We start from the raw sequence: 14,742 nt of genomic DNA on the forward strand, positions 1-14,742 counted from the left end.
CTAGGTTCTCTCTTCAGCGGAGTCGAAAACATCCGGCTCCAGATTGATGTGAAGAAACCCGCAGGCGGCATCCCATGTGGAGAAAATGCCGATCTTGAATGTCGAACTCCCCGCCGCCCGGAAAAGATAAGTCAGGGCGGTGGAGATCGGTTCGGATAGAATGATGGCGATTCGTCCGGTGCTGGTTTCCGGGCGTTTATAAAACTCTAACAGACTGGCGACATCCTTGACGTGGGCTCTGGCAGAAATGTCAGTTAGATCAACGATGAGGTTGTGAGATGGCTCGTATGCCGGGTCTGCCCAAAGGATTTCACTGCTACGACATACATCGGAGAGCGAAAGTTCTCCGGCATATTGAAGTGAAATCAGCCGCTGCTCGGGGATGATCACATGCTTGAAAATCATGGTAGGGGAGGCTGCAAGGGGATGGGATAGAACAACGATTGCACGGGACCTGCTCAGAGCCCCGATGCAACCTCAACAAGAGAGCAGACAGCTCTACCCAAGTCAGCCTCTTTTTGTTGCCTATTTGGTTCCAACCGAACCGTGAGGAATTCGGGCTACTAGATAAACCGGATCGTCATCCGCGATTGAAAATTCAACCAAGCCACTGGCGCGATCCAGCATTCTCCGGCAATCCGGGGATAGATGGCGAAGTTCAAGTGATTTACCGAGTTTGGAATACCGCTCACCCAAGGCCTTGATGGCTTCCAGGCCGGACATGTCACAAACCCGTGCATCGTGGAAATCCAGCACCACGCGCTGCGGATCTGCCGACGGCAGAAATTTCTCGGCGAACTCTTTGACCGAGCCGAAATAGAGCAGTCCTTCCAGTCGATAAATCCGTTCGTCTTCCTTGTCGCCGACGACTGACAGCTGGACGTGCTTGGCGCTTTTCCAGGCGAAGACCAACGCGGACAGCACGACGCCGGACAGCACCGCAATTGCCAAATCTTCCCAAACGGTGATGGCGGTGACGGCGATGATGACGAGCACGTCGGTGAATGGAACTTTGCCGATGGTTTTAAAGCTGGTCCACTCGAAGGTCGCGATCACCACGACAAACATCACTCCTGTTAGAGCGGCGATGGGAATCCGGTCGATCAATGGTGCGCCGACTAGGATGAAGGTGAGCAGTGCGCTGGCTGCGATCACTCCCGACATGCGACCGCGTCCGCCAGAGCCAATGTTGATCAAGCTTTCACCCACCAAGGCGCAACCGCCCATGCCTTTGAAAATTCCGGCGACGATGTTTGCCGCGCCGAGTGCGACGCATTCGCGATTGCCTTTTCCACGGCTTTCCGTGAGTTCATCGATCAATTGCAAGGTCATCAACGTTTCGACCAAACCAACCATCGCGAGGATGATGGCATAGGGAATGACAAACTGGAAGGTTTCCCAGTTCAACGGAACGCCCGGCAGATGTGGCATCGGAAGTTTTCCCTGAACGCTGGATAAATCGCCAACGGTTTGGGTCGAGATGCCGAATGCCGCCACCAAACTGACCACCACGATCGCTACCAACGAAGACGGGATTTTTTTCGTGAAACGAGGCAGGATGTAAACGATCGCCATCGTCAGTGCGACCAAACCGCACATTGTCCACAGCGCGGAACCATGCAGCCAGTCTCCGACCACTGCACCTTCACGCTCCCGGAACATTTTCAGTTGCGAGAGGAAAACGACGATCGCGAGGCCATTCACGAATCCCATCATCACCGGATGCGGAACGAGCCGGATCAATCGCCCGAGCCGCAACACGCCGACCAGAATCTGGATCGCGCCCATGAGAATGACTGCGAGCAACAGGTATTCAAAGCCAGCGCCAGGACCGCCACGCTTGTTTCCTTCGGCGACGAGCGCGACCATCACGACCGCGACCGACCCCGCAGCGGAGGAAATCATTCCCGGTCTGCCGCCGAAGGCAGCGGTGATCATGCACACGAAGAATCCCGCGTAGAGCCCGGCGATGGGTGGAACTCCAGCGACAAAGGCGAAGGCGATGGAACCTGGAACAAGGGCAAGTGCGGTGGTTAGACCCGCGAGCGCGTCGTCTTTCCAGTTACCGCGCTTTTTCTGAAATAAATTGGCAAACATGAGAGAAATCGAAAAAAGGTGTGAGCAAGTGACGGACCATCAGTCCGCATGAATCGGAAAACGAGCCAACCCACATGGATGGCTTCGGAATGAAAAACAAAAGTGCGTGCCGGAATCGGCCCCGTTTGGCTTCAAGGGGGACCTACCGCGACGCCTCCGGCGCGGTGCAACGCAAGTTGATTCAACTGCAGATCCATAAGTCGCCCGGCACGTAGCAGCACCCGGCAATCCCGGTCAAGCCCGGAGCGGTAGCGCTGATAACCAGACGGATTGACGTTGCTGATAGAAAAGTCGGAGTGAATGAACATCCTTCCAAACTTATTTCCACAGCCATTGGCCAATTTGGAGGCGATGTTGAGGCTGAGATGGCGGCAACCGCGCTGCTGACTAAAACCTCTCAACAGCCTTATCCGCATGCAGATGGCGAAGATCGTCTGATCTCACGCTGGCAACGGCAGGATCAGAAAAAGTATCCCGGACTTTGGAAGACAGTTCTCTACGCGATCGCCAGTCTCCTGTTTCTGGCAATCGCGTTGGATCAAGGAATAACCGTTTCCAAGTGGTATGGTGAACTCCAGCGATATTTCGATTACTCCATAAGTGGGTTGCCTTCTGATCCGCCAAACTTTGACCTATTGGATTTTAGTAGTCTCGATTCGAAGCAGCGCTTGATCGTCGGAGACCCAAACAGTTCTCCTTTGGAAAATGCCGAGCGACGCTGGCGAAGTGAGCCTGACAATCGGGTGTTCTTTGCGTCTTACTTGAGAGAATATTTCGGGAAATACAAACGACTTCCTGAGCAATTCGAGATTGAAGTGGAACGAATTGATCCGAAAAATTCGATGTATACCTACTTGGTTGCCGGTATGGTGGCGAAGGGATCTGTGGACAGGGATAGGTTGGGTAGCCATGCCGATACGGTGTGGAAAGTACTCGATCAGGGGAAAGTAACTCAAGCGGCGGAGCTATTTCATCAGGCGGCTCAGCTACCTGAGTATCAGACCTATCAATCGGAAATGTCGGCGATGATTCAACCGCTTTTACCGGATGGGACACTTTTGGAGCGGCAGCTGAGTTTCGAGTATCTTTTTTCAAGAAGCTTCTTTCTTAAAGAGCAGATCGACCTTTCCAGGGTAATCGCTGTACGCGCTTCCCAGCTCGCGGATGCTGGTGACCGCGAGGGGGTGCAACAGTTGATTGATGATTTTGATGCTTATAGCATGAAATTGGTCGATGACCCTGAGCGTAATCTTCTCACCCAGCTTGTCATTTCTATTTGTATCAAGGACGGGGTTGATTCCTTGGAAGCGGCAGCCAGGCAGCTTGGCTTGGAGGATGCAAATCGGTTAGAGCGTTCAAAGGTTCTATTGGCCCAATTGAGTGAGGCCAGGACGCGTCGGGGCATGCCAAGCTCCTCTACCCAATGGAAAGCATCGCTCTCGTTTGAGAATGTAGGCCCTTGGCTTTTGAGTTATCCCTCACCCCATTCTCTAGAATTCACCGATCAACTTCTCGAACCTGATAGAATGCAGGAACATTGGTTGGCTTGGGAAATTGCCAGTTTGGCTGGCGCCATGCTGATGGGTGGAATCATCGGACTTCTCCTACTGTTCCGGTTTCGCATATCGCGGACCGTTTTGAAGATCGCAGTCCGAGTCGATCGATTGCTCACTGCGGTGGATTGGTGTTGGATTCTTGTGGGAGGTGTGCTGGTTCCATTTCTGGTTGTGCAGGGAATCTCTAACTTTTCTCCGTTCGCGGGTCTGGAATGGGGGCTGAGAGGGACCTATTTCCTGCCCGCAGGGCAATTTTTGGCACTTTTGCTCATGATCCTTTGCGTTCCGGTGTTGATCGCAAGATGGCGGATTACGAAGAGAGCTGGTCGAATGGGAATTGGAAGCAAGCGGTCAATTTTGGGCTGGCTGGCGGTTGTTGGATTGCTGGCGTTTCTTCCCGTGATGGGCTGGCTTTCACCACGTGAGCATCAATTGCTCGATTATTTGCCCATCGCCTATGTTTTGGGTGGCGGAATCGTGCTATGGCTAGTGGTTACGTCATTCCGCTCGATTTTTGGAAATGCCAAGGATCTTGTGTTGCGACAAACAATAGTGAGGGCGTTGGTCCCAGCATATGCGCTCGGGGTTATTTTGCTGCTCGCTTCGGTCCCGGTTTTCCACTCGGCTGCGCTGCGGTGGTTCCGCAAGGATGAACTCAGCCGCCCCTATCGCGGATCGACTTGGTACGAATATCAAATCTCGAATGCCTTTCTTGAGGATCTGCGTGATGCACTGGCACCACTGCGCGCACGGGACTGAAACTTCCATCGGATGATTTCCCGCCTTGCCACCGGGTTTTATTTCGTTTGGTCTTTGCCAATCGAATTTTGCTAAACCCGTTACACAACCCATGACCGCTTCAAGTCCGCCCAATGCAAGGCTCCGCCTCTCCGTGATGATGTTCCTCCAGTTTTTTGTCTGGGGGTGCTTTTTCGTTCCTTTGAGCGGCTACTTAGGGGAAATTTTTGCAGATCGTGTTGGGTTGAACACCATTATAGGCAATAGCTACGCTACCCAAACTTGGGGTGGATTGATCGCGCCTCTTTTCGTGGGCTTGATCGCTGATCGTTTTATGAATGCAGAGCGAGTGAATGGAATTTTGCACATCATCGGTGCAGGAATTCTTTTTTATTGCTCCACTATCACGGAGCCGGGGAAATTGTTCTGGGGCTTGCTTGCGTATTTCCTCTGCTACATGCCGACCTTGGCTCTGGTGAATACGATCACCTTCAACAACATCGAAAATAGCGACCAGGATTTCCCCAAAATTCGCCTTTGGGGAACCGTCGGTTGGATCATCGCAGGCATCGTGATTGCCGAGTCGATCTTCGGTCTCGTTGGTTTTCCAGTGCTTCCTGGAATTTCGGATGCGGGAAATACTTCATTTCCGATGAAACTTTCGGCTGTGGTCAGCCTGATCTACGGGGTTTACAGTTTCACTCTGCCAGCCACTCCTCCAAGTGCGAAAGGAACCCCCATCAGCATCACCAAAATGCTTGGGTTTGATGCATTCAGCCTTTTCAAAGATCCGGGATTTGCAGTTTTCGGAATTTGCTCCTTTTTGATCTGTATCCCGCTCGCATTCTACTATGCGATGACTTATTCGTTCATGGGTAAAATCGCCTTCGGCGATAAGACCGCAAGCGTAATGGCCCTTGGGCAAGTCAGCGAAGTGGTTTTCATGGCCCTAGTTCCGCTGTTTTTCCGGAAACTTGGTGTTAAATGGATGCTTCTGGTCGGTATGCTTTCGTGGACGTTGCGCTATGCGATCTTCGGTCTCGCGTTTTCAACCCCAGCACTTCTGGTATTGGGCATTATGCTTCACGGTATTTGTTATGACTTCTTCTTCGTTACCGGCCAACTTTATACCGATCGGAAAGCTCCTCGCGAAATTCGTGCAAGTGCCCAAGGCTTAATTGCATTGATCACTTACGGAGCAGGAATGCTTGTAGGAAATAAAGTTCTTGGTTGGTGGGGAGATCGCATTGGCCTCGATTCTTCGACTGCCGAAGGCTGGAACAATAGCGCGAAACTGTTTTGGTTGATGCCTGCGGGAATTGCCTTCGCAGTTGCGATTCTCTTTGCTATCGCATTTTGGGACAAATCTGCTGACAAAGGGGAGATGAAGCACTGAGGGCTCCACCTGATTTCTTCAAAAAGACCGGTCGATTCGACCGGTCTTTTTTTGTGCATGGATCTAGGGCGCAAAGGGCTCCAAACGCTCTTTGTTCAGTATCAATGGTTGCTTGCTTTCTGGCGAATTTTCTGAGATGTGATGTTGATCAGTTTACTCTCTAATAATTCGATTTTTCTGCCATGAAGAAAAAACTGCTTCTATCGCTTCTGATCCTGATAGTCCTTACGGCTGTATGCTTTGAAGGCGTTTGGATTTCCGATAGCTCGACAGAAAACGAGGTCGCGTTACCGAAGATGGAGCAAATGAGATCAAGTGAAGCTCATTCCGGCCAAAGGTCTCATTATCACTCTGTGAGAGAAGCAACCTTACCCCATATCGAACTCGATACGGCCCATCCTAAAGAGAACTCAACGGTAGAATTGAAAAATGGACGAGTCGCCGATTTTCAACGCGCCCATGCAGGGAATGCGCTCATGGACCTTTCTTCACCGATCTATGTGTTTTATAGTAGCAGGATAATGTCTGATGGCGAAAGCCCAGATCAGGAGTTGCTGAAGCAATCGATATCAGATGTTGTTAGCCAGCAAATGAAGTATGGAGTCGTCATCGATTGCGATGCGCTGACGACATCGGATTTTACATTCGTCGTTTATTCCAAGCCGAAATTTGATCTTACCAATTTGATACGGGATCGATACTCAACCTTGGTTGAAATGGGTCCATACCCGGTAGAAAACCGTCCAACTCAAGGCAGCCTGACGGCTCGTGATGCGGAGCGACGTTGATCTTCGTAAGGCAAATGGCGAGCCACTCAATTCCCAAGAGTCGGCTCCAATGTGACCCAAACTAAAAGGCCGATCGTGATGATCGGCCTTTAGATTGTTAGATCGGTTTGGGAGATCCGGTGATCAGTCCTTTAGCGGTTTGATGCGGATGTTTTTGTAAAGAACAGTGCTGCCTGGATCATGCGCTTGCAGTGCGATTAGGCCGCCGTCTTTGAGGAGTTTTTGTTTTCCTTCTTCCTCGGTGTAGTCGACGAGTTCTTTGCCGTTTACCTCCACTTTGATGTGGTGATCTTTCACGGTGATCTCGTATTTCATCCATTCATCATCTTTGAACGGTTCTTTGTTGGAGACGGTGCTGTAGAGGCTGCCTGATTTCTGCCAGTCGGATTGGGTGTTGTTGACCTGAACCTCGTAACCGGTGCTGGTCGGCCAGCCTTCATTGATGAACTTGGAATGGAAATAAACACCTCCGTTGGCGCCTTTCCGGGTCATGACGTCCAGGCGGAGCACAAAGTTTTTGTAAACTCCTTCTTTGTCACCACCGACGTAGTAGCAATGGGCGCGTTCGCCATTGGCTTGGATGGCACCATCTTGAATGGTGAAGGATTCCTGGTGCTCGTTGACTTTCCAGCCATCAAGAGTCTTGCCGTCGAACAGGGAGATGAATCCTTTCTCAGGAGCGGCAGAAGCCATCAGCGGCAGGCACGCCAGGAAAGTAAGTGCGAGTTTCTTCATACGTGACCTAAGACGTCACAATCGGTGTTTTTGTTCAAAGCGAATCTTCGATTCCTCAGTCGCCGCTCTTGAGCACTTTGATGAAAGCGTCCTGCGGGATGTTCACCTTGCCGAACATTTTCATCTTTTTCTTACCTTCCTTCTGCTTTTCGAGGAGCTTGCGCTTTCGTGAAATGTCACCGCCGTAGCACTTCGCCGTTACGTTTTTGCGCATGGCGGAAATCGATTCACGGGCGATGATTTTTCCACCGACAGCCGCCTGGATGGCGACGACGAACAAGTGGCTTGGAATGACTTCCTTGAGCTTCCCGGCGAGCATCCGGCCGTAGCCCTCAGCCTTATCACGATGCACGATGGTGGAGAATGCCTCGACCGGATCACCGGCGATGAGCATGTCCATCTTCACCATTTTGGCAGGACGGTAGCCCGCGTGTTCGTAGTCCATGGAGCCGTAGCCGCGGGTCATGGATTTGAGCTTGTCGTTGAAATCAACCAGGATTTCGGAAAGCGGGAGGATGCAGGAAAGCATGACGCGCATGTCATCAATCGTCTCCGTGTTGGTAACCTCACCGCGTTTTTCGAGGACCAGCTGCATCATGTCACCGATGTAGTCACCTGGGACCATGATGTAGACATTCACGATCGGTTCGCGGATTTCCTGAATCGTCTGGGTATCCGGGAACAGGCTTGGGTTATCGACAACGACTTCCGAGCCATCCGTTAGAGTCACCTGATAGATCACCGATGGATAGGTGGAAATCACATCCATGTTGAACTCGCGGCGGAGTCGTTCCTGGATAATTTCCATGTGCAGCAGTCCGAGGAATCCGCATCGGAAACCGAAACCAAGAGCGGTGGAGCTTTCCGAGCCATAGGTAAACGCTGCGTCGTTGATCTGCAGCTTGGCCATCGCCGCCTTGAGCGCTTCGTAATCCGATGCGTCGACCGGATAAATGCCGGAGAAAACCATCGGCTGGATTTCCTTATATCCGGGCAGCGGCTCAGGGCATGGATGCGTGTTATCGGTCAAGGTATCGCCGATTTTGGCTTCGTCGGCCGATTTCATGTTGGCGATGACGTAGCCGACGTCGCCAGCGCTCAGCGTGGCGCGGGCGGTCATCTTCGGGGTGAAAACGCCGACTTCCTTGACCTCGTAGGTTTTGTTGGTGGCGAACAGTTTTACCCGTTGGCCTTTTTTGACCGATCCGGAAAAGACGCGGACGTAGGAAACCACACCGCGATAGGTATCGTAAATGGAGTCGAAGACCGAGGCGCGGAGCAGTTTGTCTGGATTCTCGATCGGCGCTGGCACGCGCTTGACGATGGCTTCGAGAATTTCCTCGATGCCGATGCCGGCCTTCGCGGATGCGGGAATGGCGTCCTCGCCAGGGATTGCGAGAATGTCTTCGAGCTGCTTCACGCATTTCGGGACATCGGCCGCTGGGAGATCGATTTTGTTGAGAACCGGAATGATGACTAGGTCCTGAGCGTGGGCCAGGTGGAGGTTGGCGACAGTCTGGGCCTCAACGCCTTGCGCGGCGTCCACCATCAGGATGGCGCCTTCACACGCGGCCAGGGATCGAGCGACTTCGTAGGAGAAATCAACGTGGCCCGGCGTATCCAGCAGGTTGAGCTTATACGTTTTCCCGTCCTTGGCCTGATATTCCATCGCGACCGGGTGGGATTTGATGGTGATGCCCTTTTCCCGCTCCAGGTCCATCGCATCGAGCAATTGAGCTTTCTCGTCGCGTTCCGCCACGGTTTTCGTGGCACCCATCAGGCGATCGGAAAGGGTGGTTTTTCCGTGGTCGATGTGGGCGATGATGGAGAAATTTCGAGTCAGCTCGGTGGACATGGGCGTGAAATCAGCGTGGGCGCGGCGATGGAAAGCAGGTAATACACGACAAGGCACGAAAAATAAAGCATTGCGCGCACGGGAAACCGGCGGAATTACCAGATCGCCTGACAATTCGCCATCTTCGGCAAATTCAGGTTTTCCCTTCTGCATACGCTGCTTATGGTGGGGGCGTGAGTAATGTTGCCTCCGGCGAAATGTTGATTGCAGCCCCGGCGCGCTGGGAAGAAGCGTGTTTTTCGATTCCGGCGATCCGTGCGATTTCGGCTTCAGGCCTGAAAGTTGGGGTCCTTTGCCCCGAGGCACAGCGCGGGCTTTGGGATACCGTGCCGGAATTTGCGATCGTAGGCTACGCACCAAAATCGAAACCTCGGGGGATCGCTGCGCAAATCGCCGGAAACTGGCAGGCATCGATCGCCTGGGCACCTGGGATCGAGGCAGAAGCCTTTGAAAAAGCGAAAATTTTACGCCGGATCGGACCTGATGTCGCAGCTCTCAAAAAGCTTCTGACGCATTCCGTGGCCATCGAGGCTCCCAGTGGAGCCCCGCCGCACCGGGTGCAATTTTACCTCGGCATCGCGGAAAAACTCGGCGTTGTCACCGCCAAACCCGAGTATTTCGCATCGGTCCAGCTGGCGGTAACGACTGATGAGCGGGCGGTGATGCTTTCGCCGGATTCCGATTTCGGGGCAAATTATGAATGGCCACTGGAGCGCTGGATCGAGGTCGCGAAAGAACTGGTCAGCAATGAACTGAAAATCACCGTTGCGGGGATTCCCGGAGGCCGAAATGTGGGCAAAGCACTTGCTGCTGCGATGGAAAAGCCGCTGACTTTTGTGGAAGTTTACCCACTGCCGGCGCATCTCGAACTTTTCGCTGCGCAATCCGCCGTGATTGCTGCAGATAGCTCGCTCCCGCATCTGGCCGCGCACGCGGGGGCGACGTGCCTGACTTTATTTGGCCCGAACGATCCGAATTGGAAGCGTCCGCTCGGGCGGCAGCATCAAGTCATTCGACGCCATGTTGAATGCGCCCCATGTTTGCTGGAAAAATGCCCGCTGGATCTACGCTGCCAAAAGGATCTTTCGGTCGAGAAAGTCCTGTCCATCTTGTTCGAGAAATAACCGGGATGAACATCGGAGATTCACCTAGGTGGCAATCCGTCAGGTTTGGGGCGTCGGCCCGTGAAGTGAATTGAAACTCGGCTTTCACAGGTCTTGCCGGAGAGCCAGTGGCCACCTAGGTTCCGCGCCAATGAACGACGGGAGCACTGGCAAATCACCGACACGACATCAGTGGGTTGGGTTTTGGTGCATGATTGTTCAGCAAACGCAGAACGCGTTTAACGACAAGATCGCTCAGTTCATTCTGATCCCGCTGGGAGCCGCGATTGGTATTGCGGTGGAGTCTTGGGCCGGGTTGATGATCGCCCTGCCATTCATCCTTTTTGCGCCGCTGGCCGGTTGGATGAGCGATCGCTTTTCGAAGCGAAATGTGATGCTTGGCGCGGCGATCGCGCAGGTCCTGGTGCTTTGCTGGATTTGCGTGGCGGTGATGTTTCATCACCTGAGTTGGGCTCTGGTTGGCTTTTTCTCGCTGGCAGTGCAGTCGGCCTTTTTCGGACCCGCGAAAATGGGCATCAATAAGGAGCTGGTGGGCTCGAAACACCTGGGATTTGCCTCGGGAATCCAGCAGATGACGGCAATGATGGCGATGCTTGTCGGGCAGATTGCCGCCGGGTGGATTTTTGACGCCCGCTATCAAAGTCTGAGTGAGGTTCCGGCGCTTGCTTGGAAAGCCGCGCTGGGGCCGTTGTTGGTGGTGACGGCACTCTCGGCGCCAGCGTTGGTGATGGCTTGGGCGATTCCGAAGGTTCCAGCGCAGGGAAGTGCGCCGCTGCGTGCTGGGACGATGGTTGAGCATTTCAAAAACCTGAAAGGGCTGTGGATGCATCTGGGCTTGCGTCGCGCCTCGCTGGGGGTGGCTTTTTTCTGGGGATTCGCCGCGTTCATCAATCTCTGGTCGATCAAATTGGCGAAAATACTGACGGAAGGGCAGGGGGGATTTGGCACGCTTTCCTCGGTTTTCATGGCCGCTGCCTCGTTGGGCATGGCGCTCGGTTTCGGTGCTTCATCAATGCTGCTGCGGCGGAAAATCGAATTGGGCTGGGTGCCGGTTGCGGGAATTCTGATGACGATTTTCGGGTTGCTGCTGGCATTTGCGACGCCTGACAGTTGGTGGTTCCTCACGCTGCTGGCGATGCTCGCATTCGTATCCGCGCTTTTCCTTGCTCCACTCAATGCCTGGGTGCAGGACCAGTATCCGGCGGATAAACGGGGCGAAATGCAGGCGGCGGTGAATTTGCAAGACTGCTTCGCCGGCATCATCGCGGTGATTTTGGTGGAAGGGCTTTCCTTGGTTTTCCGATGGGTCGGGGTGGGTGAAGCCATGGGGCTGCGCCTGCAGATTGCGATCGCTGCCCTTTGCTGCGGCGGGATCACCTGGTTCATCATTCGTCTGATTCCAGGCGATTTCATCCGGGTCGTCGGCATGGCGTTGATGAAGGTGATCTATCGGGTCAAGGTGGTGAACGTCGGCAACTTGCCTGCGGAAGGCGGGGTGATGCTGTTGCCCAACCACGTCAGCTTTGCGGACGCTTTTTTCATCTCCGCCGCCTGCCCGCGCCCGGTGCGATTTGTGATGGACGAGGCCTTCATGGCGAAGCGCTCGATCCGCGTGTTTGTGAGTATTTTCAACACGGTGACGATCCGCCGTGACCAGCCGCGGGAGGCAATCCGCACCGCGATCGATGCGCTGAAGCAAGGCGATGTCGTTTGTTTGTTTCCGGAAGGCCAACTGACGCGGACCGGCACCTTGTCCGAGCTGCAGCGGGGATTTGAATTGATCACGCGCAAGTCGGGCTTTCCCTCGCTGCCGCTGTGGTGCGATGGAGCGTGGGGATCGATCGCTTCATTTGAGCGCGGCCGATTCTTTCGCAAATTTCCCTACAAGCTGCCGCACGAACTGACCTTGGTTTATGGCAGACTTCTGGAGCCAACCCGGGCGGATCGGCACACCGTGCGCCAGGAAATCATGCGTGCCTCGGCAGAAGCGGTGGAATTTCGCTTTCAGGGGCCAGGGTGGGGCATGAAGAAATCCCGATCGATGCGCGTCGGGCGCAGCGTCGATCTGCGGAAAGCGTGGGCGAATGGCTATCAGATCGGGCAAATCAGTGCGTTGCAGCGCCGTGGAACCTTCCGGATGCTACGCGGTGGGGGCATTTCCTTGCCCGGACTGAGCGCGACTTTTCCCGAACTTTTCGGCGCTACTCTGAAATTGCAGATGGAATTTGAGGGCAACCTTGGCGATGCCGAGCCGTGCCCATGGATTGGCGGCGAGGAGTTGCGTTCGAGAATTGAAGATTACGGGCCATGCAAGGGCGTGATCTTTTATGATTTCAGCCCACAGGCATTGACGCCACTCGGGTTGCCGGGCGTGGCGCATTTTCCATGCCTTGCTCTCGATGGGATGGTGGTGGCCATGTCGATGGCGGATCCGACGATGCCGCACAACACGAGTGAGCCGCAGCTTGGGAAAAAACTATCCAGCTGGGGCAAGTTGTTGCCGGGCTGGTTCGTGGTGACCGAAGGGGCGGAGTCCAGGGTCTTTGGTCCGGCTGCTCCAGCGGAGGGACTGCAGCTCCCAGCGGGCACGATCTTGGATGAAGATGGCTTTTTGGTTGTGGCCTGTCCTCCCGAGCCCGCTCAAACCGTGTAAAAATGCAACCGACTATTGAGCTTTTCCGGAAGCCTGCTTGGATGTGCTGACCGGCAGACACGCCGGGCGAAAACGAACCAAACCAACTCATGGGAAGAGCATTTGAATGCCGCCGCCGGGCAAAGGAATCGCGTTGGGCAACGATGTCCAAGGTGTTTCCGAAGCTGGCGAAATCGATCACGATGGCCGCTAAAAACGGCGGGCCTGACCCGGAAAGCAACGCCCCGCTGCGGGTGGCGATCAACAACGCCAAGGCGCAAAATCTTTCGAAGGAAAACATCGAAAATGCGATCAAACGTGCTGCTGGCAAAGACGCAGCCGATATTTCCGAGGTCAATTACGAAGGCAAGGGGCCACACGGCTCGCTGTTTTACATCGAGTGCGCCACGGACAATTCCAATCGTTCGGTTGGCAATCTGAAGATCATCTTCAATAAAAACGGTGGCCAGCTGGTGAATTCCGGACAGCTCGATTTCATGTTCAACCGCAAGTCGGTGGTCGAATTCCCCGTCCCGGAAGATAAGAATCTTGAGGAAATCGAGTTCGAGCTGATCGATGCCGGGCTGGAGGAAATGTCGGTGGACGATGGAATTGTTTCCGTGATCGGTGACTACACCAGTTTTGCCAGCTTGACCCAAGCGGTTGAGTCTTTGGGGATCGTGCCGACAAAATCGAGTCTGCAACGCCTGCCGACGCAGCCGATCGAGCTGACCGAAGAGCAGATGGTCGATGTGGAAGCAATCCTCGACAAAATCGAAGACGACGACGACGTCCAGGCGGTCTTCACCAATCTGGCCTGATTTTTAGCAGCTTCATTTTCTCGGGTGGAAAATTGGCAAGATTTTCCACCCCGCTTCGGGTTGATCGGCGTCTAGGTGACGCTACTATATTGTAATGACATCTGAAATCTTTCTCCTCGCAGTTCAGCAGGCCAGTCCCTTGATGGGGATATCCTGGATTTACTGGGTGATTATTGGCGGCTCGTTGCTCGCCAGTATGCTGATTAGCAGCACATTGAAAAGCCGCTTTCAGGAATACTCACAGATTCCACTTCGAGTTACCGGTGCGCAGGTTGCGGAGGCAATGCTCCGTCAAAATGGCATCACGGATGTAAGAGTGGTGAGTATCCCTGGTCAGTTGACCGATCACTACGATCCCACCAAAAAAACGGTCAATTTGAGTGAAGGCGTGTATGGATCGAATTCGGTCGCAGCAGCTGCGGTGGCTGCTCATGAATGCGGCCACGCGGTCCAGCATCAGCAGGCCTACGTTTGGCTGGGGATGCGTTCCAAAATGGTTCCCGCCGTTCAGTTCTCCTCAAGCATTCTGAATTATCTGATGATTTTCAGTTTGATCGGCGCGGTAACCCTTGGCCCAGCCACGATCTGGATCTGGGTGACGCTATTTGTCGTCACCACCGCCTTTTCCATCGTCACTTTACCGGTTGAATTTGATGCCAGTAAAAGAGCGTTGGTCTGGCTCGAAAGCAGCGGGTTGGCCGCAAGCATGGAGCACGACAAAGCGAAAAATGCCCTGTTTTGGGCGGCCATGACGTATGTCGCGGCTGCGGTCGGTTCCATCGCCCAGCTTGCCTACTTTCTGATGATGGCGCTCGGTGGTCGTCGCGACTAAGTGGTGCCTCCAATCCTACTTTCACCGGTAGTTGGCGGGATTCTGCGGAGGAATTTCGCCAGCGGTGGTAGCTGTTGCGAAAGGCTCGGGGCTTGACGGTTCCGAGTCTTTCTGCTTGCCTCCTGCTGTCGAAGTCTGATTCTTAGACGTTTGCCCATTACAGCCAAT

11 protein-coding genes are annotated in these 14,742 nt (G+C 53.9%); 7 read left to right on the forward strand and 4 right to left on the reverse strand.

Annotated features, from left to right (window positions below; translation table 11 throughout):
- Together JIN85_RS05735 and JIN85_RS05740 are read right to left on the reverse strand one after the other, a co-directional pair.
- On the reverse strand, positions 1 to 405 hold the full coding sequence (locus JIN85_RS05735) for a hypothetical protein (RefSeq protein WP_200268517.1): 405 nt from the start codon (positions 403 to 405) through the stop codon (positions 1 to 3).
- A gap of 120 nt (positions 406 to 525) precedes the next feature.
- The gene (locus JIN85_RS05740) at positions 526 to 2,097 is read right to left on the reverse strand and encodes a SulP family inorganic anion transporter (protein ID WP_200268519.1); all 1,572 of its coding nucleotides are present in this window, start codon (positions 2,095 to 2,097) and stop codon (positions 526 to 528) included.
- A 296-nt stretch (positions 2,098 to 2,393) separates the two neighbouring features.
- Here JIN85_RS05740 and JIN85_RS05745 point away from each other — a divergent pair, with 296 nt between their 5' ends.
- From JIN85_RS05745 to JIN85_RS05755, 3 genes are all read left to right on the forward strand, one after another.
- Positions 2,394 to 4,412: a hypothetical protein gene (locus tag JIN85_RS05745; RefSeq protein ID WP_200268521.1), complete on the forward strand. Its 2,019-nt coding sequence runs from the start codon at positions 2,394 to 2,396 to the stop codon at positions 4,410 to 4,412.
- A 91-nt stretch (positions 4,413 to 4,503) separates the two neighbouring features.
- Positions 4,504 to 5,787, forward strand: a complete 1,284-nt coding sequence (locus JIN85_RS05750) for an MFS transporter (protein WP_200268523.1) — start codon at positions 4,504 to 4,506, stop codon at positions 5,785 to 5,787.
- 182 nt (positions 5,788 to 5,969) lie between these two features.
- On the forward strand, positions 5,970 to 6,575 hold the full coding sequence (locus JIN85_RS05755) for a hypothetical protein (protein ID WP_200268524.1): 606 nt from the start codon (positions 5,970 to 5,972) through the stop codon (positions 6,573 to 6,575).
- A gap of 123 nt (positions 6,576 to 6,698) precedes the next feature.
- Here the strand turns inward: JIN85_RS05755 and JIN85_RS05760 are convergent, their stop codons facing one another.
- Positions 6,699 to 7,310, reverse strand: a complete 612-nt coding sequence (locus tag JIN85_RS05760; RefSeq protein ID WP_200268525.1) for a 3-keto-disaccharide hydrolase — start codon at positions 7,308 to 7,310, stop codon at positions 6,699 to 6,701.
- A 55-nt stretch (positions 7,311 to 7,365) separates the two neighbouring features.
- A complete protein-coding gene (gene lepA, locus JIN85_RS05765; RefSeq protein ID WP_200268610.1) occupies positions 7,366 to 9,165 on the reverse strand; it encodes a translation elongation factor 4 in 1,800 nt (599 codons plus the stop codon).
- 173 nt (positions 9,166 to 9,338) lie between these two features.
- Between lepA and JIN85_RS21635 the strand changes: the two genes are divergently transcribed.
- From JIN85_RS21635 to JIN85_RS05785, 4 genes are all read left to right on the forward strand, one after another.
- On the forward strand, positions 9,339 to 10,289 hold the full coding sequence (locus tag JIN85_RS21635) for a glycosyltransferase family 9 protein (RefSeq protein ID WP_200268526.1): 951 nt from the start codon (positions 9,339 to 9,341) through the stop codon (positions 10,287 to 10,289).
- A gap of 190 nt (positions 10,290 to 10,479) precedes the next feature.
- Complete coding sequence (locus JIN85_RS05775) at positions 10,480 to 12,942, forward strand: MFS transporter (RefSeq protein ID WP_200268528.1); 2,463 nt, start codon at positions 10,480 to 10,482, stop codon at positions 12,940 to 12,942.
- Between the two features lie 89 nt (positions 12,943 to 13,031).
- Positions 13,032 to 13,742: a YebC/PmpR family DNA-binding transcriptional regulator gene (locus tag JIN85_RS05780; RefSeq protein ID WP_200268530.1), complete on the forward strand. Its 711-nt coding sequence runs from the start codon at positions 13,032 to 13,034 to the stop codon at positions 13,740 to 13,742.
- Between the two features lie 94 nt (positions 13,743 to 13,836).
- A complete protein-coding gene (locus JIN85_RS05785) occupies positions 13,837 to 14,574 on the forward strand; it encodes a zinc metallopeptidase (RefSeq protein ID WP_200268532.1) in 738 nt (245 codons plus the stop codon).
- Positions 14,575 to 14,742: the final 168 nt, after the last annotated feature.

Source organism: Luteolibacter pohnpeiensis (assembly GCF_016595435.1).
GTDB lineage: Bacteria > Verrucomicrobiota > Verrucomicrobiia > Verrucomicrobiales > Akkermansiaceae > Luteolibacter > Luteolibacter pohnpeiensis.

What these genes read in the sequence shown, in the direction of transcription:
- JIN85_RS05785 (WP_200268532.1), top strand. Translation starts at nt 13,837, where the DNA reads ATGACATCTGAAATCTTTCTCCTCGCAGTTCAGCAGGCCAGTCCCTTG.
- JIN85_RS05755 (WP_200268524.1), top strand. Translation starts at nt 5,970, where the DNA reads ATGAAGAAAAAACTGCTTCTATCGCTTCTGATCCTGATAGTCCTTACG.
- JIN85_RS05780 (WP_200268530.1), top strand. Translation starts at nt 13,032, where the DNA reads ATGGGAAGAGCATTTGAATGCCGCCGCCGGGCAAAGGAATCGCGTTGG.
- JIN85_RS05750 (WP_200268523.1), top strand. Translation starts at nt 4,504, where the DNA reads ATGACCGCTTCAAGTCCGCCCAATGCAAGGCTCCGCCTCTCCGTGATG.
- JIN85_RS05735 (WP_200268517.1), bottom strand. Translation starts at nt 405, where the DNA reads ATGATTTTCAAGCATGTGATCATCCCCGAGCAGCGGCTGATTTCACTT.
- JIN85_RS05740 (WP_200268519.1), bottom strand. Translation starts at nt 2,097, where the DNA reads ATGTTTGCCAATTTATTTCAGAAAAAGCGCGGTAACTGGAAAGACGAC.
- lepA (WP_200268610.1), bottom strand. Translation starts at nt 9,165, where the DNA reads ATGTCCACCGAGCTGACTCGAAATTTCTCCATCATCGCCCACATCGAC.
- JIN85_RS05775 (WP_200268528.1), top strand. Translation starts at nt 10,480, where the DNA reads ATGATTGTTCAGCAAACGCAGAACGCGTTTAACGACAAGATCGCTCAG.
- JIN85_RS05760 (WP_200268525.1), bottom strand. Translation starts at nt 7,310, where the DNA reads ATGAAGAAACTCGCACTTACTTTCCTGGCGTGCCTGCCGCTGATGGCT.